Source organism: Blautia parvula (genome assembly GCF_020215665.1).
Lineage (GTDB): Bacteria > Bacillota > Clostridia > Lachnospirales > Lachnospiraceae > Blautia > Blautia celeris.
Map to the genome: position 1 here is coordinate 5,269,237 of NZ_CP084061.1, position 21,361 is coordinate 5,290,597.

At 47.8% G+C, this 21,361-nt stretch carries 16 protein-coding genes; 13 read left to right on the plus strand and 3 right to left on the minus strand.

Annotated elements, in window-relative coordinates:
* Positions 1-900: a myo-inosose-2 dehydratase gene (gene iolE, locus LC508_RS24020; protein WP_186970943.1), complete on the plus strand. Its 900-nt coding sequence runs from the start codon at positions 1-3 to the stop codon at positions 898-900.
* Between the two features lie 147 nt (positions 901-1,047).
* Here iolE and LC508_RS24025 read toward each other — a convergent pair whose 3' ends face one another.
* Positions 1,048-1,809 (minus strand): DeoR/GlpR family DNA-binding transcription regulator, encoded by a 762-nt coding sequence (locus tag LC508_RS24025; protein WP_033144203.1) that lies wholly within the window; start codon positions 1,807-1,809, stop codon positions 1,048-1,050.
* Between the two features lie 282 nt (positions 1,810-2,091).
* Between LC508_RS24025 and LC508_RS24030 the strand changes: the two genes are divergently transcribed.
* From LC508_RS24030 to LC508_RS24040, 3 genes are all read left to right on the plus strand, one after another.
* The gene (locus tag LC508_RS24030) at positions 2,092-3,342 is read left to right on the plus strand and encodes an MFS transporter (protein WP_033144202.1); all 1,251 of its coding nucleotides are present in this window, start codon (positions 2,092-2,094) and stop codon (positions 3,340-3,342) included.
* Positions 3,343-3,525: 183 nt separating this feature from the next.
* A complete protein-coding gene (locus LC508_RS24035; protein ID WP_033143087.1) occupies positions 3,526-4,398 on the plus strand; it encodes a class II fructose-bisphosphate aldolase in 873 nt (290 codons plus the stop codon).
* Positions 4,399-4,504: 106 nt separating this feature from the next.
* Entirely contained in the window at positions 4,505-5,752 is a 1,248-nt protein-coding gene (locus tag LC508_RS24040) for an MFS transporter (RefSeq protein ID WP_033143088.1), read from the plus strand.
* A gap of 23 nt (positions 5,753-5,775) precedes the next feature.
* Here LC508_RS24040 and LC508_RS24045 read toward each other — a convergent pair whose 3' ends face one another.
* The gene (locus tag LC508_RS24045) at positions 5,776-6,669 is read right to left on the minus strand and encodes an AraC family transcriptional regulator (protein ID WP_225305255.1); all 894 of its coding nucleotides are present in this window, start codon (positions 6,667-6,669) and stop codon (positions 5,776-5,778) included.
* A 273-nt stretch (positions 6,670-6,942) separates the two neighbouring features.
* Between LC508_RS24045 and LC508_RS24050 the strand changes: the two genes are divergently transcribed.
* From LC508_RS24050 to LC508_RS24070, 5 genes are read left to right on the plus strand one after another with little or no spacing between them, the layout of a single operon-like run.
* Positions 6,943-8,238, plus strand: a complete 1,296-nt coding sequence (locus LC508_RS24050; RefSeq protein WP_033143090.1) for an ABC transporter substrate-binding protein — start codon at positions 6,943-6,945, stop codon at positions 8,236-8,238.
* Positions 8,239-8,291: 53 nt separating this feature from the next.
* Positions 8,292-9,173, plus strand: a complete 882-nt coding sequence (locus tag LC508_RS24055) for a carbohydrate ABC transporter permease (RefSeq protein WP_054352801.1) — start codon at positions 8,292-8,294, stop codon at positions 9,171-9,173.
* Between the two features lie 10 nt (positions 9,174-9,183).
* Positions 9,184-10,008 carry a carbohydrate ABC transporter permease gene (locus tag LC508_RS24060; RefSeq protein WP_103731813.1) on the plus strand — a complete coding sequence of 275 codons (825 nt, stop codon included), beginning with the start codon at positions 9,184-9,186 and terminating at the stop codon, positions 10,006-10,008.
* Between the two features lie 22 nt (positions 10,009-10,030).
* Positions 10,031-11,947 carry a beta-L-arabinofuranosidase domain-containing protein gene (locus LC508_RS24065; protein WP_054352802.1) on the plus strand — a complete coding sequence of 639 codons (1,917 nt, stop codon included), beginning with the start codon at positions 10,031-10,033 and terminating at the stop codon, positions 11,945-11,947.
* The gene (locus LC508_RS24070; protein ID WP_103731814.1) at positions 11,948-13,495 is read left to right on the plus strand and encodes an MGH1-like glycoside hydrolase domain-containing protein; all 1,548 of its coding nucleotides are present in this window, start codon (positions 11,948-11,950) and stop codon (positions 13,493-13,495) included.
* A 60-nt stretch (positions 13,496-13,555) separates the two neighbouring features.
* Here the strand turns inward: LC508_RS24070 and LC508_RS24075 are convergent, their stop codons facing one another.
* Positions 13,556-13,960 carry a DUF3783 domain-containing protein gene (locus LC508_RS24075; protein WP_052099662.1) on the minus strand — a complete coding sequence of 135 codons (405 nt, stop codon included), beginning with the start codon at positions 13,958-13,960 and terminating at the stop codon, positions 13,556-13,558.
* Positions 13,961-14,158: 198 nt separating this feature from the next.
* On the opposite strand from LC508_RS24075, the gene LC508_RS24080 reads away from it, so the two are divergent.
* The 4 genes from LC508_RS24080 to nhaC all read left to right on the plus strand — a co-directional run bounded on the left by LC508_RS24080 (position 14,159) and on the right by nhaC (position 21,343).
* Positions 14,159-14,821 carry a Crp/Fnr family transcriptional regulator gene (locus LC508_RS24080; protein ID WP_158587375.1) on the plus strand — a complete coding sequence of 221 codons (663 nt, stop codon included), beginning with the start codon at positions 14,159-14,161 and terminating at the stop codon, positions 14,819-14,821.
* 312 nt (positions 14,822-15,133) lie between these two features.
* Positions 15,134-17,998, plus strand: a complete 2,865-nt coding sequence (locus LC508_RS24085; protein ID WP_103731816.1) for a tetratricopeptide repeat protein — start codon at positions 15,134-15,136, stop codon at positions 17,996-17,998.
* A gap of 218 nt (positions 17,999-18,216) precedes the next feature.
* Positions 18,217-19,752, plus strand: coding sequence for a histidine ammonia-lyase (hutH, locus tag LC508_RS24090; RefSeq protein WP_033143094.1), 1,536 nt, complete (start codon positions 18,217-18,219; stop codon positions 19,750-19,752).
* A gap of 52 nt (positions 19,753-19,804) precedes the next feature.
* Positions 19,805-21,343: a Na+/H+ antiporter NhaC gene (gene nhaC / locus LC508_RS24095; protein ID WP_033143095.1), complete on the plus strand. Its 1,539-nt coding sequence runs from the start codon at positions 19,805-19,807 to the stop codon at positions 21,341-21,343.
* Positions 21,344-21,361: the final 18 nt, after the last annotated feature.

Below are 21,361 nucleotides of genomic sequence, written 5' to 3' on the forward strand. Positions count from 1 at the left end.
ATGTTTAATAAAGATAAAGTAAAATTAGGAATCGCACCCATTGCATGGACCAATGATGACCTTCCGGACCTGGGAAAAGAGAATACCTTTGAGCAGTGCGTCAGCGAGATGGCACTGGCAGGCTTCACAGGTTCTGAGGTTGGAAATAAATACCCCAAAGACCCGGAAGTGCTGAGAGAAGCCCTGGAGCTTCGCGGCATGGAGATCTGCAATCAGTGGTTCTCCTCCTTTCTGATCACAAAGCCCTTTGAAGAGGTGGAGAAGGAGTTCCGCGCACAGCTTGCGTTCTTAAAGGCAATGGGCGCCAAGATCATCGGCGCATCCGAGCAGAGCCACAGCGTACAGGGCATGCAGGACACCCCCATTTTCGGCCACAAATACGTGATGAATGATCAGGAGTGGGAGACCTTCTGTACAGGTATGAACAGACTGGGTAAGATCGCGAAGGAAGAGTACGGGATCAGCCTGACCTTCCATCACCACATGGGAACCGTGGTGCAGAACCCGGACGAGGTGGAGAGAATGATGGAAAATACAGACCCGGAATATGTGAGCCTGTTATTTGATACCGGCCATTTCACCTACTGCGGCGCAGACCCTCTTGAGATGGTAAAGAAGTACGTGGGCAGGATCAAACACGTACATTTAAAGGATATCCGTCCGGAAGTGGTGGAGAAGGTAAAGAAAGAGAATTTAAGTTTTCTGGAAGGCGTGCGCCTGGGCGCGTTCACAGTACCGGGAGACGGTTGCATAGACTTTGAGCCAATCTTCCAGGTGCTGGAAGAGGCAGGATATGAAGGATATATGCTGGTAGAGGCAGAGCAGGACCCTGCAAAAGCCAATCCGCTTAAGTATGCCATCAAGGCAAGAAAATTCATTGCTGAGAAGACAGGCTTATAAAATTGTTACCTCTATGGTATGTCAGCAGAGAAAATACAAAGCGTGTTCTCTGCTGCAGATAATTGAAAATATTGAAAACAGCCGAAGGTACCGGTTCCGGATGGAGCCTGTGCCTTCGGCTGTTTTGTATAAAAAAACGCATTGCTTTTATGCCAGGTGGACAGAGATGTCGTATTCCCGGCAGTAATCCTCATATTCCTCCGCCAGCGGCCGGTCTGTGATAATATGCTGCACTTCGTTCAGACGGCAGTAAGTCATAAGTGCAAACTTGCCGAATTTGGTGTGGTCTGAGAGCAGGCAGCGTGTCTGGCTGTTCTGAATGACCGCTTTTTTAACCGCATACTCTTCCGCGGAGGCATTTGTCAGGCCGTTTTCAATGGTCACGCCTGTGGAGGCCATGAACGCTTTGGTTATATTGAAGGTCCGCAGATATCCCGGAATCTCACTTCCTACAAAGGAGAGGGTGTCCCTGTTCAGGATTCCCGGCAGGGAAATAACCTGGAGATTGGGATAGGGGACTGCGCGGATATAAATCTGCAGGCTGTTTGTTATGATCGTGCAGTTTAAATGGGACAGGGAATCCACCATATTGAGGCAGGTAGTTCCCGTATCAATATAGATCACATCCCCGTTCTCCACAAAGGAGGCAGCTTTTTTTGATATGGCATCTTTTTCTGCGCTCAGCACAGTATGGCGCTGTTCATAGGGCAGCAGACGTGTATCTGAGGCCTGCTGCGTGCTGACCACGCCGCCGTATACCTTTTCTACAGTACCCTTTTTCACAAGGTCATCAATATCCCTTCGGATCGTGTTTTTAGATACATTAAATTTTTCGCACAGGGTATCCAGGGACACGGATTTTTCCTGTTCAATGAAAGTCTCTATTAAATCAATTCGTTTTGTACGCATAAAAATATCCTTTCCCGGAAGTCTGTAACCATTCAGACAAGCTGACCTGTCTGAGCGGTTACGGAGGTCTGGCATCGCGCGGCACAGGGCCTGCAGTAAGCGGTTTCCAATATGTTTTGGTATAAGTATAGTATATTTTGGGTAAATTGTGAAGGGCTTAATGAAATAAATACAAAAAATCATCAAAAACTATTGACTAAGTACCCAAAAGGTGATACTTTAAATGCAAAGAGATAACCAATATATAACAAAGAGTTTATCAAAAGAGGAAGGAAAGCTATCATGACAGGAAAAGCAAATTCTAAAACAAAATATCTGATACTGATATTTGGTGCCTTTGCAGTATTTTTTACAGGGTATCCCCATATCTGGTCCATTTACCAGCCCTACGCTATGGAACTGACAGGCTGGAGCCAGAGTCAGGCGTCCATGTGTTTCTACCTGTACTTTGTCACTTTTGTGCTGGGTAATATTTTCGGAGGACGTATCCAGGATAAATACAGCCCCAGGATCGCGGTGATCTGCGGCGGCGGGATATTTACCGTGAGTGTACTGTTATGCGCGCTGGCGCTTCGTCCGTCACCTCTGATGATGTATTTTACATATGGAATTTTACAGGGATTCGGACAGGGTATGATCTATACGACCATTATCTCCACCGCGCAGAAATGGTTCCCGGGAAGAACCGGTTTTGCATCCGGGGTGATTGTTACAGCCAATGGATTGTTCGGATTTTTCATGGCACCGTTTTCAAGAGCGCTGCTTTCCAGCCAGGGAATCAAAGTTACCTTCCTTGTGATCGGTGTTATGATAGGAATCTCCTGGATCTTCGCAAGCATTTTCATTAAAAATCCGGAGAATGCCAATAAGGCCGGGGGGAATATAATTCACAGATATGATGGAAAACAATATTCCTCCATGGAAATGATCAAGACAAAGAAATTTTACTTTCTTCTGGCAACCATGCTGTTCGGGCTGATACCATACCTGATCTTGTCACCGCTGTCCCAGACAGTCCAGATGGACAGGGGAATCGCATCCACAGTGGCAGTGGCAGCAGTCATGGCAGGCTCTGTGTTCAATGCGGGAACACGTCTGGCACTTCCCACAGCAGCGGATAAAGTGGGCAGGATCATCTGCCTGAAGGTGGTTTTAGTGGTGGCAGCAGCAGCTATGATTCTCCTGGTGATCGCACCGGCAGCAGTCACAACCGTCTGTGTGGTTCTCGTATACGCATGCTACGGCGGTATCATGGGAAGTTTCCCTTCACTGACCAGCAACATTTTCGGCATGGAGCATTCCGGTGAGAATTACGGCTATGTAATGCTGGGAATCGCGGTTGCCACTTTAGGGGCACCGGCGATCACAAACACAGTCCTGGGACGTGGATATGACATCAACGTGGTATTTACCATCGGAGCAGTATGCGCAGCGATTTCCTTCCTGTTCCTGCTTCTTCTGGAGAGAGAAATAAAAAGGGAAAAATGCAGCCGGTCAAAGATCACATCGCCAAAAGCGATCCAAGGAAATTGAACCGATAACTATTCAGCCAGCTGAATAGTTACGGGTATTCGCCCATTAAAAATCGCTTCGCGATGGGGCGAATACCTGCCGCCACTACTCTTTTGCACGGTCAGCGCAGTAAATGCGCAGACCTGACTGAACAGTTACCTGAACCGATACAAATAAAGAATGAGATAAAGGAGAAAAATCATTATGGCACTGGTAAAAATGAAAACATTACTGGAAAACGCAGCAAAAAACAACAGGGGATGCGGTGCATTCAGTGTAGGCAATATGGAAATGGTAAAAGGAGCCATCCGGGCAGCAGAGGAGCTTGATACTCCTATCATCTTACAGATCGCAGAAGTGCGTCTGAAACATTCCCCCCTTGACCTGATGGGTCCTATGATGGTGCAGGCGGCAAAATCAGCTAAGGTGGATGTGGCAGTGCATCTGGACCACGGCCTTACTTTTGAGACGGTTCAGAGAGCGCTGGAGCTTGGTTTTACATCCGTAATGCTGGATGCCTCCACACTTCCTTTTGAAGAAAACATTGCAAATACCAGAAAAGTTGTGGAACTGGCAGCAGAGTACGGCGCTACAGTGGAGGCCGAACTGGGCCTGGTAGGCGGCAGTGAGGACGGAAGCTGTGACCATGGTATCCGCTGTACTGACCCGGATGACGCCAAAGTATTTGCAGAGAAGACAGGCATTGACGCCCTTGCCGTGGCGATCGGCAACGCGCATGGAAATTATCCGGTGGCTCCGAAGCTGGCCTTTGATGTGCTGGAGCAGATACATAATAAAGTGGATATTCCCCTGGTGCTTCACGGCGGCAGCGGCATCACGGATTCTGATTTCCAGAGAGCAATCTCCCTTGGTATCAGGAAAGTAAACATTGCGACTGCAAGCTTTAACTGCCTGACAAAGAAAGTGGAGGAGTACATTGCCTCAGAGGGAAAACACAATTACTTTGACCTGAACGAGGCTATGGTGCAGGGGACATATGAGAATGTAAAACGTCATATTCTGGTATTCAACACACCATACGAATGCCTGTCTGAAAATTCATTCCGGGCACAGTAAGAACAATGACCGGACAGCAGTGTACGCTGCTGTCCGGTATTTTAAAACAAAAATAGGGGAATAGTGGTTTACATAAAGCAGTAACAAAGGGAGCGAGGGAGAGATTATGAGAGAGAATAAAACCAGTGCAAAGACAAAATATCTGATACTGATCTTCGGTGCCTTTGCCATATTTTTTACAGGGTATCCGCATATATGGTCCATATACCAGCCCTACGCCATGGAGCTGACAGGCTGGAGCCAGAGTCAGGCCAGTATGGGATTCTATTTAAGCTTTCTGGCATTTGTACCGGGAAATATTATCGGGGGAAGGATTCAGGACAGATCAAACCCCAGGATCGTGGTGGCTGTGGGAGGCGGGATATTCGCGGCGGGGATTCTGCTGTCCGCTTTTTCCATGCGGCAGTCACCGGTTATGCTGTATCTGACATATGGGATCATGCAGGGATTTGGGCAGGGCATGATATATACCACCATTATATCCACAGCCCAGAAATGGTTTCCTGACAGGACAGGCTTTGCGTCAGGGGTTATCGTGACAGCAAACGGCCTCTGCGGATTTTTTCTGGCTCCGCTTTCCAGAGTGTTGCTGGCAGAGCGGGGCATTCAGTTTACCCTGCTGACGATCGGTTCCGTACTGGCGCTGGCCTGGATACTGGCAAGCATTTTTATCAGAAATCCGGAGAAACGGGATCTTGGATCTGGCGGAGGAAAAGAGTCTGCTGCTGCGCTCTATGAGGGACGCCAGTATTCATCAGGGGAGATGCTGCGGACAAAGAAATTCTATTATTTGCTGGCAGTCATGCTGTTTGGGCTGATCCCCTATCTGATTCTTTCGCCTCTGTCCCAGACCGTCCAGATGGACAGGGGCATAGCCTCAGGCATAGCCGTCACTTCGGTCATGGCGGGTTCCGTCTGCAACGCAGCTGCCAGGCTTCTTCTGCCTACTGCCGCAGATAAGGTGGGGCGTACCATCTGTCTGAAAGGGGTTTTGGCTTTCATAGTCCTTGCCATGGTCCTTCTGATCACAGCTCCGGCACCGATGACTACGGTGTGCGTGGTGCTGATGTATGCCTGCTACGGCGGCATTATGGGAAGTTTTCCCTCCCTGGCAAGTTCTATTTTCGGTATGAAGCATTCCGGGGAGAATTACGGGTATGTTATGTTTGGAATTATTGTGGCAACCTTAAGCGCCCCTGCTGTCACCAATTCCGTGCTGGGTGCAGGCATGGATATCAATGTGGTATTTGCCATAGGTGCGCTGTGCGGGGCTGCGGCTCTTGGATTTTTACTGCTTCTTGAGAGAGAGTTAAAGAAAGAGACCGCTGTGCAGATACAGCCGGAAATAGAATAAAGACAGAGTGAAAAAGGTCCGGTTTATATTCCGGGCCTTTTCTGTGTTCTGTATTCCTTGGGGGTCATGCCTGTATATTCCCGAAAGACCTTGTTAAAATAAGAGGGGGAGGAGAAACCCACAAATTCAGAAATTTTATTGATGCTCAGATTGGAGGTGATGAGCATCTTTTTTGCGTTGTCAATCCTGATCTGTATGATGGCCTTGTTTGGGGTGATTCCGTATTCCCTTTTCAGGCACCGTATGATATGTACCGGATGAAAATTAAAATAATCTGCTATACTTTCCAGGGTAAGCTGTGTGTGGAATTTCTGAAGGATGTATTCCATAATATTAGCAGCCAGAAGTTCTGAGGAGTTACGCTGGGGCTGAAACACCTGTACAAAGCTCAGAAGCCGGAAAAACAGCTCCTGGCATTCCAGAGGTGATAAAAGTGCCTGGTCCTGGGTCTCTTTCTGCTGGTATTTGTCTATGTTGGCAGATATTAATTTCGAGAATATGGATGTAAATTCACTGCTCTCCAGCGGTGTCATTTTTTTATAAAGGGGGAGTGTAAGTGTGCTCTTCCGATCCGTATATGTACTCAGTGATTTCCGCTCTTCTTTCACCAGATGAAATTCTTCGGAGTAATGATATTCTCCCACACTTCTGAAATGAAGCCAGTCAAATTTTGTTTTCTCCGTCACCTTTTTGTGTCCGTAATGGGTGGAATCCGGTTTTAAAATAATCAGTTCGTTTTCCCTGAGATGATACGAGGCGTCTCCGTCTGTAATATAAAGTTCTCCGTATTCGATAAAGATCAGGTCAAAGATCCCAATGTTGCTGCGTCTCCCGTGTGCGTCCCCGGGGCGGTAGAGGGCAGACCCTGCAATGATGAAGTGCGGGTAAGGGGGAGTAGAAAAGTTCACATATTCCATGACGGCCTCCTGTCTTATATGTTTGTATTTTAATATAATTATAAACGGATATTTGCTGTAAATCAACTAAAAATTAGAAAATATATTTCGTTATATGTTAAATTATTACAATTTTATGCTGTTAATATTTTACTATTTTAGGTAAAGAATATGAATTTACTTATAGAAAGAGCTTTTGTATAATATACCCAAGATATCGGCCCGATACCACGTAAAACATATCAAAATGCATAATGATGCAGAAGTTGAGGTCTGCGTCCAAGGAGGAAAATTATGAAAACAGGAAACATGAAGAAATGGGCAGCTCTTTCCATGACATCTCTTATGGCAGTTTCCATGCTGGCAGGCTGCGGCGGTGACAGGAATTCCGGTGAGAAAAAAGACAAGGAGACAGCTTCCGAAAAGTCGGAGATCGTTGTGTGGACACGTGATTCCACAGTAGCGGCTGTAAAAAGCGCTGCGGAAAAATACAATGAGCAGAACGAAAACGTGGAAGTGAAAGTAGTGGAGCAGCCCGCATCCCAGATGGCAGACCAGCTCTCCCTGGCGCTGTCCTCAGGCGAGGCGCCGGATATTGTCTCCCTGGACTGCACAAAGGTTCCCTACTTTGCATCTATAGGAGCCTTTGCTGATATTTCTGATAAGTACGAGGCTCTGGATTATAAGGATACCTTCAGTGAAGGCATGATAAAGTCAGGACAGCTTGAAGGCAAGACTTATGCAGTGCCCTTTGCGCCGGACGTTTCCGTACTTCTGTACAACAAAGACCATTATCAGGAGGCCGGTCTTGACCCGGAAACACCGCCCAAGACCTGGGATGAGCTGATCGCTGATTCCCAGAAACTGACCACAGCAGACCGATACGGCTATGTCTATGCCGGAGGTGACGCGGGGGGCCATATGTTTACCTTCATGCCCTATGTATGGAACAACGGAGGGGAAGTGCTCTCAGAAGACGGTAAGACATGTGAGCTGGATTCCGAAAATGCAGTCGCAGCCCTTTCCATGTTCAATGATCTGACAAATACCTATAAAGTAACGCCTCCCAGTGTTACCACATACTCCTGGAATGAGGCACAGGATGCATTCCTCACAGGAAAAGCCAGCCAGGTAGTGCTGGGCAGTGCAGCTATTTATTCTTTCATAAGCGGTGAACACGATGATATGAACTGGGGCGCCTGCCTTCTTCCAAAGGGACCGGAGGGCACAGAGTATGCGTCTTTCTCCGGCGGGGATTCCATCGGCATTACCTCCCAGTGCAAAGATGTGGACGCAGCCTGGGAATTCATACAGTTTGGCCTGTCAAAGGAAGTACAGGTGGACGAGCTGGCAAAAGGCGGTCTGCTCCCTGCAAGAAGTGATTTCTTTGACAACGAATATTTCAATGATACACCGGAATACCAGGTGCTGAAAGAGGCGCTGGAGGTAGGACATACCCCGGTATCTCTGAAATACGATGAGATGTATGTGCCCATTCTGGAGGCTATGCAGACCTGTCTGAACGGGGAGAAGACACCGGAACAGGCATTTGGGGATGCTGCGGAGGCTATCAATAAAATTATGCAGTGACAACAAGAGGGGGCCTGCCTGCAGGCACCCCTCCATAAAGTAAGGAGAAACTGATGAAGAGAAGACATAAAAAGAAAATACCGCTGGTATCCTATTTGTTCATACTCCCGGCACTGATATTGAATCTCATGTTTTTTGTATTTCCATTTCTCCAGTCACTGCTCATGTCATTTTACGACTGGCCGGTGCTGGGGGAGAAAACGTTTGTCTTTCTGGATAATTATATAAAACTGTTTCAGGATGCCCAGTTTTGGAATTCATTGCTGTTCACCATGAAATACGCGGTCTTTGTGACCCCGTGCCTGTTTATTCTGGCTTTTATCCTGGCACTTCTGATCAATGGGGCATTTAAGGGTGTGAATTTGTTCCGTTCCCTGTATTTTGCTCCGGTGGTCATATCCATGACATGCTGCAGTATGGTATGGCTCTGGATCTACAATGATCTGTACGGTGTGCTGAATTACCTTCTCCAGACACTGGGGATCATACAGGACCCTATCCTGTGGATGAATTCGGCTAAGACATCCCTGCCCGCCGTGATATTTATGGTCACCTGGAAGATGTCGGGATTTTCCATGCTGATCATTCTGGCGGCATTCCAGTCCGTAGATGAACAGATCTACGAGGCTGCAAGTGTGGATGGGGCCAATAAAGTAAAGCAGTTTTTCAGGATCACTCTGCCGATCATCAAGCCGCATGCGGCTCTGGCACTGATTTTGTCGGTCATCGGCTCCGTACTGGCATTTGAGCAGTTCCTGATCATGACAAAAGGCGGTCCTGCGCAGGATACCACAACCATTGTCCATTACATATACAATACGTCATTTAAGTATTTTAAGATGGGATATGGATCTGCCATGACAATGATTCTGCTGCTTGTGCTCGGTGTTCTGAGTTATTTTGAAAATAAGGTCCTGCAGGACCCCACGAAATAGAGGAGAAAGTATGAAGAGAGTGACGAAAAAAACTTGGATGAATACAGTTCTGGCAGTCATCTTTTTCCTGCCGCTGTACTGGACGGTGGTGACGTCTCTGAAGGACAAGACAGAGATATACGGAACACCGCCCACATTGATTCCAAAGCATCCGACCTTGGCTAATTATATCAAGATATTTACCCTGGATGATGGTCTGTACAGAGGATATCTGCTGAATTCCTTTGTCATTACCGCGATCACGATTTTACTGGTGGTCTTTGTCAGCGTGCTGGCCGGGTATGGGTTCTCAAAGCTGCAGTTAAAGGGAAAGGGGCTTTTCATGGCCTGTATTCTGGCGGCGATCATGATCCCTTTCCAGGCACTGCTGAATCCGCTGTACTCCATCATGTCAAAGCTGCATCTTTTAAATACGATTCCGAGTATGGTGCTGATCTACGCCACCTTCCAGTCACCGTTCTGTATTTATATGATGAAAAACGCCTTTGACATGGTGCCGGACAGTCTGCTGGAGTCTGCAAAACTGGACGGTGCGGGGGCGTTCTCCGTGTTTTCCAACATATGTCTGCCGCTGACCTGGTCATCTGTGGCGACCATTGCCGTTTATGCGGCGTATACCACATGGAACGACTATCTGATCGCGCTGGTATTTGCCAACAGCAATTCCATTAAGACGTTTAATGTGGGACTTACCAATCTGGCGATCGGCCAGTACGGTACGGACTGGGGACTTCTGACATCCAGTTCCATTATAGGCCTGATGCCTATCCTGATCCTGTTCGTATTCCTGCAGAAATATTTTATCAAGGGAATGCTGAGCGGAGCACTAAAATAAAAGGCACCCTGGAGGAACTATTATGAGCAATAAAAATGAGAAAAGATTACATACATTTTCCATCCCGGAAGTGAAACCGGAGGGATGGCTGAAACGACAGCTGGAAATTCAGATGCAGGGACTTACGGGAAAACTGTTTGACATCTGGGACAGTGTGGGCAGTTATTCCGGCTGGCTGGGCGGTACAGGAGAAAATTGGGAGAGAGCGCCTTACTACCTGGACGGGCTTCTGCCGCTCTCCTGTTATCTGGAGGACAAAGAACACTGGGACATTGCCTGCAGGTTTGTGGAATGGACTCTGGGCAGCCAGGATGAGGAGGGAAACTTCGGTCCTGTAGCCAGTAAGGAGGACTACTGGTCCAGATTTGTCATGCTGAAGGTCCTGATCCAATACTATGAGATCAAAAAAGACAGCAGGGTACTTCCGTTTTTTGACAGGTATTTTCAGTATCTATATAAAAAGATACCCCAGGTGCCTATGAAACAGTGGTCAAGCGCCAGAATAGGGGATTTGCTGTACTGTATCCAGTGGTACTGCGAACGGGAAGAGAGAAGCTATATTCCGGCGCTTGTGGAAATGCTCAGGAAACAGGCTCTTGACTGGGTGGATATTTTTACTGATTTTCCTTTTACAAGGCCTGCGGGTTATTATTATGACTGGAATAAGGAATACAGCCATTTTTCATGGGAAGATTATCATGACACTATGAAATACCACGCAAACCATATCGTAAATGTGACCATGGGATTTAAATACCCTGCAATGCTGTCCTATTTCTTCGATGACCTGGACTATGAGGCAGTTTCACTGGCAGGGATGGAGAGTGCTGATAAATATCACGGGGTCGCAAGCGGTGCCGTCAACGGGGATGAGCATTTAAGCGGAAACAATCCCTCCCAGGGAGCAGAACTCTGCTCAATAGTGGAATATATGTTCAGCCTGCAGACCATGCTGGAGGCCTTCGGACTTCCCTGTTTTGCGGATAAAATGGAGCGTCTTGCCTACAATGCGCTGCCGGCTACCATTACAGAGGATTTCATGGCACATCAGTATGTGCAGCAGGCAAATCAGGTGCTTGTGAGCAAAGCAAAGCGGAACTGGTTCAATAACAATGAGGAATCCAATATGTTCGGTCTGGAACCGAATTTCGGCTGCTGTACAGCCAACATGCATCAGGGATGGCCGAAATTCGTGAAGAGCCTGTGGTACAGGGAAAGTGACTCGGAAGTGGTCTCTATGGTATTTGCCCCCTGCAGGCTGGAGACGGAGGCTGAGGGAAAGAAACTGTGTATCAGGGAGGAGACAGAGTATCCTTTTAAAGAAAAAATCACGTACCATGTGGAGGAGGCTTCCCATGACGGGCTGGAATTTAAGATCAGGATCCCGGGATGGTGCAGTGCCTGTAAAATATACAAGAACGGAATCTGTGTCAAAGAAGTGAAGAACAGAGAAAAGACAGGAGATGTGGCATCTGTCTGCAGAGGAATCCGTACAGGGGACAAGATCGAAGCGGAGTTTTCCATGGAGATTGAAACATCTCATTGGTTCCATAACAGCGTGGCAGTTGAGAGAGGCCCCCTGGTGTATGCGCTGGACATGAAGGAGAGATGGGAGGCAGTCAGAGAAGTGGCAGGTGTCAGAGATTATGAGGTCTACCCTGAAAGTGACTGGAATTATGCACTGGAAGAGAATCCTTCCTTTGAAATGCAGGCAGGCTGCGTGGGAGTGGTCCCGTTTTCCAAGGAGCACCCTCCAATCCGCCTGAAGACCAGGGGACGCAGACTTGACTCCTGGAAATTGGAGGATAACAGCGCAGGGACGCTTCCCGTCAGTCCGATCAGTCCGGACGGGACAGAGGAGGAAATCACCCTGATCCCTTATGGCTGTACCAAGCTGAGGGTCACACAATTTCCATGGTACAAAAAAGAGGATAAGTAAATGCACCTCAGAGAGAAACTGAAATTCTACGCAGAGAAATTTTCCGCCCGGGATGATGAGCCTCATGGACAGGAAATTGACAATAAACACGCCGCGGTCTGGATGGGGGAGCACATCCCCCTGCTGGACTGTCAGGACCCGGTCCTTGAGGAAATCTATTATTTCCGCTGGTGGGTCTACCGGAAACATATCAAAAAGACCCCGGAAGGCTATATCCTCACAGAATTTCTTCCCCAAGTCCCCTGGTCAGGGCCCTATAACGGCATATCCTGCGCGGCAGGCCATCATCTTATGGAAGGGCGCTGGCTACGGGGCAGTGATACATATCTGAGGGATTACTGTGTGTACTGGTTCCTGGGAAGCGGCAGGGAGCATGAACAGGATTACAGCAACTGGCTGATCCACGCTGTTTACCGGTTCACCAGGACAACCGGAAATTATGATCTGGCATCAGAGCTGTTTCCCTATATGGAAGACAGTTATAAAAGGTGGAAGATAAAAAGTCTGCACAGATGCGGATTGTTCTGGTCTTCAGACAACAGGGACGGTATGGAATATTCAGCAGGCGGGAACGGCATTCGGCTCACCTTAAATTCCTATATGGCAGCAGCAGCCTCTGCCCTCTCTCGGATAGCAGGGTGGAAGGGGGACAAATCCGCTGAGGAAAGATATCAGCGAGAGGCAGAATCCATCTGGCGCAGAATGCAGACCATGCTCTGGAGGCCGGAACTGAACTTCTACAGGGGAATCCGGGTGCAGGAGAAAACAGGGACGCCGGGAGAGATGGCGGAGATGGACGAGATAACCGGCTATCTCCCCTGGTATTTTGAGCTGCCTTTTCAGTTTGAGGGGGATGCGCAGGTAAAGCGCATGGGGGCGGCTTTTTCCAGGCTTTTTGACCGGGAATGCTTTTATGCACCCTATGGGCCGTCCACCTGCAGCCGGTATCCCGGGTTCCTGGAAAAAAAGGCTGTGCATCCCTGTCTGTGGAATGGCTGGTCCTGGCCTTTTTCTACATCGCAGACTTTGACGGCAGCAGCGGAGTATCTGCAGAAGAACCGGGAGAAAAGAGGAAATACCGAATTTGGAAGAAGAGAATACGGGGAACTGCTCCTTTTGTATGCCGGTTCCCATTACAGAACAGACAGGTACGGCAGAAAGTCCTGCTGGATCGATGAAAATCTCCATCCCGACACCGGAGAGTGGGAGGCGCGCAGGTTTTTGAAGGAACAGGGATTTCCGCAGGAAGCAGGGGGATACGAGAGGGGAAAGGATTACAATCATTCAACCTTCTGTGACCTGATCATCAGCGGCGCGGCGGGAATCCATATGTATGAGGACGGGAGGCTTACGGTGACACCTCTTTTGGACCATAGATGGAAGTATTTCAAACTGGAGGATGTTCCGGCAGGCGGTCATCTTGTGACGGTCCAATATGATAAAACGGGGGAGCGATATGGCAGCGGGCCGGGATTTCAGATATACGCGGACGGCAGACTGCAGGCGGGATTTGATTCTGTACCGGAATCTGTCACCTGTATTTTATAATAGAAAATAATGGAAGGTAGAATAAGGCGGAAGGAACGCATCACCTGCGTTCCTTCCGCCTTATTTTTCCTCTTCTTCTCTCTCCATAAAATCTCTGTGTTCTTCCTCCAGCTCTTTTACAAGATGTGCGAATGTCCAGAAGCAGTTCTGGGATGTGAGGACTGCTTTTAAGGCAACGGATGGAAGTTCCCCGTTCTTCATCATGCGAAGAAGGTGGTTCAGGTTATCGTCAGTGAAATTGCACATAACCATAACATCCACAGGAATAGAAGGAAGGTTTTCCAGCACGGATATTTTCCGCTGCGGAAAGCCTTTGATTTTGGCCAGATATCCCACAGTCTGAAGCACATTCTGCGGGAGAATGGGAGTAAAGTCGAATCCCATTCGGCGTGCTGCTTTTTCCAACACTTTTCCTTTTTCCGTCTGCCCATTGTTATAGTATAAGATATTGGGTCTGCGAATCATAACAATCCCTCCAGGCAGTTTTCATATTTTCATCATATACTATAAGTTATGAATTTTCAACGGGGTTCTTACATCTTTTGTAAATATTAAGGAAGCAGATAAAAGGCTCCGTTTGAGGGAATCATAAGGAGCAATTTACGAAAACATAAGAAGATGATAGAATAAGAGGAGTAAAAAAAGAGGATGGAGAGATGCCAAATGAATGGACTGGAAAAGTATGAAAAAATCCTGAAACAGAGCTGTCTGTTCCGGCAAAAGGACGCAGAGGAGCTGCAGGAACTGGGCAGGCTTCTTGGGGGAAAGATACAGGATTACGGAAAAGGGCAGCAGTTACTGCATGAGGGAGACACGATCGGACAGCTCGGAATCGTGCTGGAGGGGGAAGTGCGGATCGTCCGGATCGATATGGATGGAAATGAAAGGCTTTTTCAGAAACTGATTCCCTCCTATATGCTGGGGGCTGATATTGTCTGCACGCCCAGCCGTCAAAGCCCATATTCCGCTTACTGCAGCCAGGATACAAAAGTGTGGTTTTTTGACTGGATGCCGGGACATGAAAAATGGGAGGAGGAGCTGGAACGGAGACTGATGGAATTTATAGCCAACGAAAACGTCAGAAAATTTTACAGGATTGATATCCTCTCCACAAAAAGTGTGCGCAGAAGGGTACTGAAATACCTGCGCATACAATGCCGGAAGACAGGGAGTAATACGGTGGAGATTCCCTATTCCAGGGAGGAACTGGCAAATTATCTGTGTGTAAACCGCAGCGTGCTCTCCGACGAACTGGGCAGAATGCAGGAGGAGGGAATCATCACCTTCCGCAAAAACCGTTTTACACTCTGCAAAGGGGGATCGTGACGCCCGGTTAACGGAATCCCTGCCGCCGCTGCCTTTCGGCACGGTCGGCGCAGGAGTTTCTTCCTATAATAAGCAGGTGAGGAAGCAAACTGTGAAAATATATAAGAAACAGGGAAGAAATACGGCTGTATCCGTAAAAATGGCCGAGAAAAACCACATATAACAATTTTGCATGGTAAAGTAGTAACAAGAAAGAACTTTAAATTTCCATAATTTGGGGAAGTATTGACAGTTGTGTCTGCATTAGAGTATACTTAATACAATACATTTTGTTACTTTGGGACTGTAAATTGAGAATATGAGGGATAAATTGTGGCGAACATCAGTGTACATCTTTTGGGAAGACCTTATGTTGAGGTGGACGGAGAGCGTGTGAATTTTCCATACAAGAAAGCAGAGGGATTTTTCTATTATCTCTGTGTGAAGAAGACAGCTACAAGGGAAGAAATCATATACGTGCTCTGGGGGGCAGACAATGAAAATGTGGGAAGAAAGAACCTGAGGGAAGCAGTCTACCAGATCAAAAAGCTGCTTGGCAAGGAAATCCTGGTGACAGCAGGCCATACCAGCATCTCTCTGAATCCGGAGTGTATGCCGGATATTGACTGGGACCATATCAGTGAAGAGAATATTCTGGAGAACGAGGAAGAAGGATTTCTCTCCCATTTTATGATAAAGAACAGTTATGAATATGAAGAGTGGATCACCTCCATGCAGGAGCAGTATAACCAGGCATTTATCAAATGTGCCAGGGAAAAGCTGTACGACGCGGATGCCACAAAGGATGTGGATCTGATTCAGAAATACAGCAACATTCTGTTAAAGCATGATCCCTATAATGAGAAGCTCTACTATGAGATCATGGATATCTATGCGGTGAATGGAAACTATAATATGGCGATCAAGCTGTATTACGATTTGGAGAAGGTTCTGGCAGATGAGCTGGGCGTGGAGCCGTCCCCGGAGATCAAGGAACTGTTTCACCGTATTTTCAATGTTAAGGGAAACACCACGGTGGAGTCTGCTGCCTGGAACGCGCCGTTTTTGGGCCGTACCGCTGAAATATACCAGGTCAGTGAGTGTATTGTGGGAACCGGCAAGAGCCGCCATCCCCAATGTGTGGCCATCAGCGGGGAGGACGGAGTAGGCAAATCAGCGCTTCTGGACAAGGCAAAACAGATGGTGCGGGGCTATCAGATGATTCCATTGTATGCTGCCTGCTACCGGGAGGAGTCGGAATTTTTCCTGCGCCCCTGGAATGACATATTCTGGGAGGTGGAGCAGTGTGTGGAGAACGGACTGCTGGAGCGCTCCATCACAGAGGAGGAGCAGGCACAGCTTGACCGTTTCTTTAAGGGAAGCATCCTGGGGGATGAGAAGCCGCTGGGCAGGCTGACATATCAGCTTATGGAAAAAGCCATCCTGGACATGTTCCGCAAAATCGTGGAAAAGCACAAGGTAGTGCTGTTCTTTGACGATATCCAGTGGATGGATGCCATGAGCTTCCAGCTTCTGAACAGGATTCTCCTGACGCTGGGCACAGAGAGGATCCTTCTCATGTGTACTTATAACCAGAACAATGATGTGGAAGTTATGGAATCCCTGGAGAAACTCATGAAGAAAGATTATCTCCATGTTATTTCTCTGAATCCCTTTACGGAGGAGGAGACCATGGAGCTGCTCCACAAATATCTGCCGGAGCTTAACGGGGATGAGCAGAAGCTCAGGAGTATATTCCAGATGACTGACGGAAATGCATTTTTCCTGATGGAGCTGGTGAATCTGATAAAGGAAAAGGGATATACCCTGGAAAAATCCCAGAAGACCAACAATGTGATCAAAGCAAGGCTTGCAGGCCTGCCGGAGACGGAAAATGAAGTGCTGGACTGCATGAGCATGTTTCCTGAGAAGATCAGCATTGAGGAGATAGAGCTGCTGCTTCCGAAGATGGACAGGCTGACCCTGGTCCGTATTCTTGAAAAGCTGCAGGAGCGTCATCTGATCAAGGAAATACTTGTCGGCTGGAATGTGTACTATAAATTTGAACATCAGGTCTTCCGCCAGTTCATATACGAGCGCCAGAGTGAGGGAAAGAAGCGCATGTACCATCAGATGCTGGCAGAGTATTATGAGTCAAAGGCTGAGGGGAAGAAAAATTTTGGGTATCTTCCAATGACGATTCACCACTATGAGAAGTGCCATAACATGGTGAAAGCGTATCAATATAAGATTAAATATCTGAAAGAGTATTATACGATTGTCAATGAGAACTTTCCTGTACTTCATTGGGAGATGGAATATGGCGACGACAATTACGGAGTAACCTTTGAGGCCAATGAACTTCTTGAACTAGCTCAGAAGGTGATCCAGTTTGACGAGGATTCTCATCAGCTGCAGGAAATGAAAAAGGAAATGTACTATGTCAAGGGCCGTTTTGACATCGCTGTGGGAGATTACGCATCCGGTATCCGCAATATTGAGGAGAGCATGAAGCTGGCTGAGATGCTGGAGGATAAGAAATCTCTCCTGAATAATTTCAAGCAGATGATTTTCTACGGGATCCAAGTGGAAGACCTGGAGCTGGTGAAAAAATATGTGGACGAGGGCCTGTCCCTGATCAATGTGCAGGAACCGGACGAGAGAGGGGCTTTCATGAGGCTGAGAGGCTGGTATCTGCTCCATGAGGGCAGATATGAGGAGGCCCGCCAGACGCTCACAGAGGCCCGCCAGATATTTGAGGATTACAGTGGAAGAGATTCCCGCTATATTATGAGCATTGCGGCGTGTTATAATTATATCGGGGATGCCTGCCGTGCCACCGGTGATTACCAGTCAGCACTTTCCTACTATAAAATAGCCATCGAAAAGGGAACCGGCAAAGTGGTGACCAACGGACTTGGACAGTTCTATTCCAACGCGGGGCAGATCTATTACCTTCTCGGAAAGATCAAACTGGCCCAGGAGTATCTGGAACAGGCAGTGGCATGTTTTGAACGCCATGGATATTACTGGGGACTGGAACGTGCGGAAGCGTACATGGCTTTAGTCCTTTTGGAAAAGGGAGAGGCAGAGGAAGCCAGAAAGCATTATAAAAAGGGCGTACAGCTCTCACAAAAAATGAATAATCCGACCACTGTGAAGGTTTTAAAGGAGATCAAGAATAAGGCGGGATTCTGAGAAAAGGTTCCCGCCTTAAAAAAATATTTTAATTTAGCCTGATAACACGAAAAAATATTGTTCGCCAATGACGGAATAATGACCGTGACACGAGGAATTTGACGATGAAAGATAATTGTCAGACAATTGTGTTTGTGGATTTTGACATTTATTGACGCTTTTTTGACACGGAGGTGTGTATAATTGCACTATAAAATATAAGGAAAAGAGGGTGCGATATGAGCAATATTGTAATTACTGGTAAAGACCTCACACTGGAACAGATTGCTTTAATTTGTCGTGAGAATGTAAAAATCGAGTTAGCCGAGGAGGCAAAACAGAACATTATCGAATCAAGAAAAGTGGTTGATGACCTTGTTGCGGAAGAGAAGGTCGTTTATGGAATCACAACAGGATTTGGTAAATTCAGCGACGTTGTAATTTCTCAGGACCAGTGCAAGGCTCTTCAGAAAAACCTGATCATCACTCATGCGGTAGGTGCTGGTGATCCGTTCCCCATTGATGTTGCAAGAGGTGTGATGCTGCTTAGGATCAACAACCTGGTAAAAGGATTTTCAGGCATTCGTCTGGAGACTGTTCAGACCATGATCGATATGCTGAATAAAGGTGTGACTGCGTTTATCCCGGAGAAAGGTTCCCTTGGAGCATCCGGAGACCTGGCACCGTTATCCCATATGGTTCTGCCGATGCTGGGCCTTGGTATGGCTTATTACGAAGGAGAACTTCTTCCCGGTGCAGAGGCTATGAAGCGTGCGGGAATTCCTACGATTGAACTGTCCGCAAAAGAAGGACTGGCTCTGAACAACGGAACACAGGCAATGACAAGCGCCGGCTCCCTGGCACTGTACGATGCGCTGCAGCTTCTGAAGGTTGCAGATATCGCTGACTCTCTGTGCTTTGAGGCGCAGAATGGTGTTGTAAGTGCTCTGGATCACCGTCTGCATGACGTACGTCCTCATTCAGGACAGCTTGCAACAGCCAGAAACCTGTTAAGACTTCTGGAAGGCAGCAAGAATACTACGGTTCAGGGTGAGATCCGTGTACAGGATGCATATTCCCTGCGCTGCTCACCGCAGATTCACGGCGCCAGCAAGGATGCAGTGAATTATGTACTGGATCATGTAAATATTGAAATTAACTCTGTAACAGACAACCCGATCATCTTCAAAGAAGATAAGAATGGTATCTCCGGCGGCAACTTCCATGGACAGCCTATGGCACTGAGCTTTGACTTCCTGGGAATCGCAGTTTCCGAGCTGGCTAACGTATCTGAGAGACGTATTGAGCGTCTGGTCAACCCGGCATACAGTGACCTGCCTGCATTCCTGACACCGCACGGCGGCGTTTGCTCCGGATTCATGATCGTTCAGTATTCTGCAGCAGCATTAGTATCTGAGAACAAAGTTCTTGCACATCCGGCTTCTGTTGACAGTATCCCGTCATCCGCTGGTCAGGAAGACCACGTATCCATGGGTACCATCGCTGCCAGAAAAGCAGGAGAGATCGCTAAGAACGTAAGACGTGTTCTGGCTATGGAACTTATGGTTGCATGCCAGGGTATCGATATGCGCGGCAATAAAGGCCTGGGCAAAGGAACACAGGCTGCTTATGACTTAGTCCGCAAAGCAGTAGCCACATTAGATGAGGACCGCGAATTATACGGTGATATCAACTATTGTGAAGAAATTATTAAGGATGGCTCTCTCGTCAAAGCGGTAGAGGAGGCCCTTGGCGGAGCTATAGAAACAAAATAAATTCTTAAACTGTCCTGCAAAAAATAATTTGAGAAAAGAGGGGTAAGTCTTAATGGGAAAGAACGAAAAGAAAGAACGTACAGTTCGTCTTCCGAATTTTTTTGAAGCTATTATTCCAATTGTTGTCATGATGGCACTGATGCTTTATGGCTTCGTAGGAGGAAGCGGATACAGTGATGCCCACATGCCGTTACTGGTATCTATCGTAGTGGCCTGTATCATCGGCTGTCTCTGCGGACACAGCTTCTCCGACATGCTGGCTGGTATGTTGGACAGGCTGAGTGCTACAATGGAAGCGATACTGATTCTTTGTACAGTCGGTATCCTCGTGGCATCTTTCATTATGTCCGGTACAATTCCGGCCCTGATCTATTACGGCCTGGATTTACTGACACCTAAGCTTTTCCTGCCAATCGGCTGTATTATGTGTGCGGTTGTTGGTCTGGCATGCGGTTCTTCCTGGACTGCTACTGCTACCATCGGTATCGCCTTTTTAGGTATCGGTGCCGGCCTGGGAATCAATCCTGCTATCACTGCAGGTATGATCATCTCCGGCGCTTATGTTGGTGATAAATTTTCACCGCTTTCCGATACTACAAACCTGGCGGCAGCGGTTTCCGAAACCGGCTTGTTTGACCACGTTACGGCAATGGTTTCCACCACAGGCCCAACGTTTGTGATCGCTTTGATCTTATACACGATCATGGGTCTGAATATTGATACATCAGGATTTGACGCCTCTGTGGCAACAGATTTACAGGCAGCTCTGGCAGAAGGCTTTAACTTAAGCCCGATTCTGCTGCTTCCGATCGTTGTTATCGTGGTGGTTTGTATTATGAAAGTACCGGGACTTGTGGGTATTTCAATCTCTGTGGGATGCGGTGTTCTCTTTGCCGCAGTTTTCCAGGGTATGCACAGCTTAGGAGAACTGTTCGACGTTCTGCATTATGGTACAACATTTGAATCCACCAATGATTTAGCGAACGACCTGCTGAGCCGAGGCGGTATGGACCACCAGATGTGGACCATTAACCTGATTCTGCTGGCAGTAGCCTACGGCGGTGCGCTGGAGCGCTGCGGATGTGTAGATACACTGTTCGGAGGCCTGAAGAAGAGACTCCACTCTGTGGGAAGTCTGATTCTGGCAACACTTCTGACATCCTTATTCTGCGATGCTACCATGTGCGACCAGTTCCTGGGAATTGGTGTACCGGCTCCGCTGTATGTTGACAAATATGACGAGATGGGTCTGGGACGTAATATGCTGTCCAGGACTTTGGAGGACTGCGGTACTCTGTGGGCAGTTATGTTCCCGTGGACGGGCTGCGGCGCTTACCAGATGGGTGTTCTGGGAGTGCATCCGTTCGCATACTTCCCATTTGCGTTCGTTAACCTGCTGAACCCGATCCTGGCTGCAATCCTTGCGTTCCTGGGTCGTAACATCTTCTGGGCTGACGGTGCTTATACGAATATTTTCGGCAAAACGACAATGCGTAAACCGGCCGCTGCTCCTGCAGATAAGCACGAGCTTGCAGTGAAGAATCTGGAAGCTATGCGTGCAGCCGGCAGGGCACCCAAAGCACAGGCATAATTTATCCGTTGTTGACTG

Excerpts from the sequence above, each read along its gene's own strand:
- iolE (WP_186970943.1), top strand. The coding sequence starts at position 1 with ATGTTTAATAAAGATAAAGTAAAATTAGGAATCGCACCCATTGCATGG.
- LC508_RS24025 (WP_033144203.1), bottom strand. The coding sequence starts at position 1,809 with ATGCGTACAAAACGAATTGATTTAATAGAGACTTTCATTGAACAGGAA.
- LC508_RS24030 (WP_033144202.1), top strand. The coding sequence starts at position 2,092 with ATGACAGGAAAAGCAAATTCTAAAACAAAATATCTGATACTGATATTT.
- LC508_RS24035 (WP_033143087.1), top strand. The coding sequence starts at position 3,526 with ATGGCACTGGTAAAAATGAAAACATTACTGGAAAACGCAGCAAAAAAC.
- LC508_RS24040 (WP_033143088.1), top strand. The coding sequence starts at position 4,505 with ATGAGAGAGAATAAAACCAGTGCAAAGACAAAATATCTGATACTGATC.
- LC508_RS24045 (WP_225305255.1), bottom strand. The coding sequence starts at position 6,669 with ATGGAATATGTGAACTTTTCTACTCCCCCTTACCCGCACTTCATCATT.
- LC508_RS24050 (WP_033143090.1), top strand. The coding sequence starts at position 6,943 with ATGAAAACAGGAAACATGAAGAAATGGGCAGCTCTTTCCATGACATCT.
- LC508_RS24055 (WP_054352801.1), top strand. The coding sequence starts at position 8,292 with ATGAAGAGAAGACATAAAAAGAAAATACCGCTGGTATCCTATTTGTTC.
- LC508_RS24060 (WP_103731813.1), top strand. The coding sequence starts at position 9,184 with ATGAAGAGAGTGACGAAAAAAACTTGGATGAATACAGTTCTGGCAGTC.
- LC508_RS24065 (WP_054352802.1), top strand. The coding sequence starts at position 10,031 with ATGAGCAATAAAAATGAGAAAAGATTACATACATTTTCCATCCCGGAA.
- LC508_RS24070 (WP_103731814.1), top strand. The coding sequence starts at position 11,948 with ATGCACCTCAGAGAGAAACTGAAATTCTACGCAGAGAAATTTTCCGCC.
- LC508_RS24075 (WP_052099662.1), bottom strand. The coding sequence starts at position 13,960 with ATGATTCGCAGACCCAATATCTTATACTATAACAATGGGCAGACGGAA.
- LC508_RS24080 (WP_158587375.1), top strand. The coding sequence starts at position 14,159 with ATGAATGGACTGGAAAAGTATGAAAAAATCCTGAAACAGAGCTGTCTG.
- hutH (WP_033143094.1), top strand. The coding sequence starts at position 18,217 with ATGAGCAATATTGTAATTACTGGTAAAGACCTCACACTGGAACAGATT.
- nhaC (WP_033143095.1), top strand. The coding sequence starts at position 19,805 with ATGGGAAAGAACGAAAAGAAAGAACGTACAGTTCGTCTTCCGAATTTT.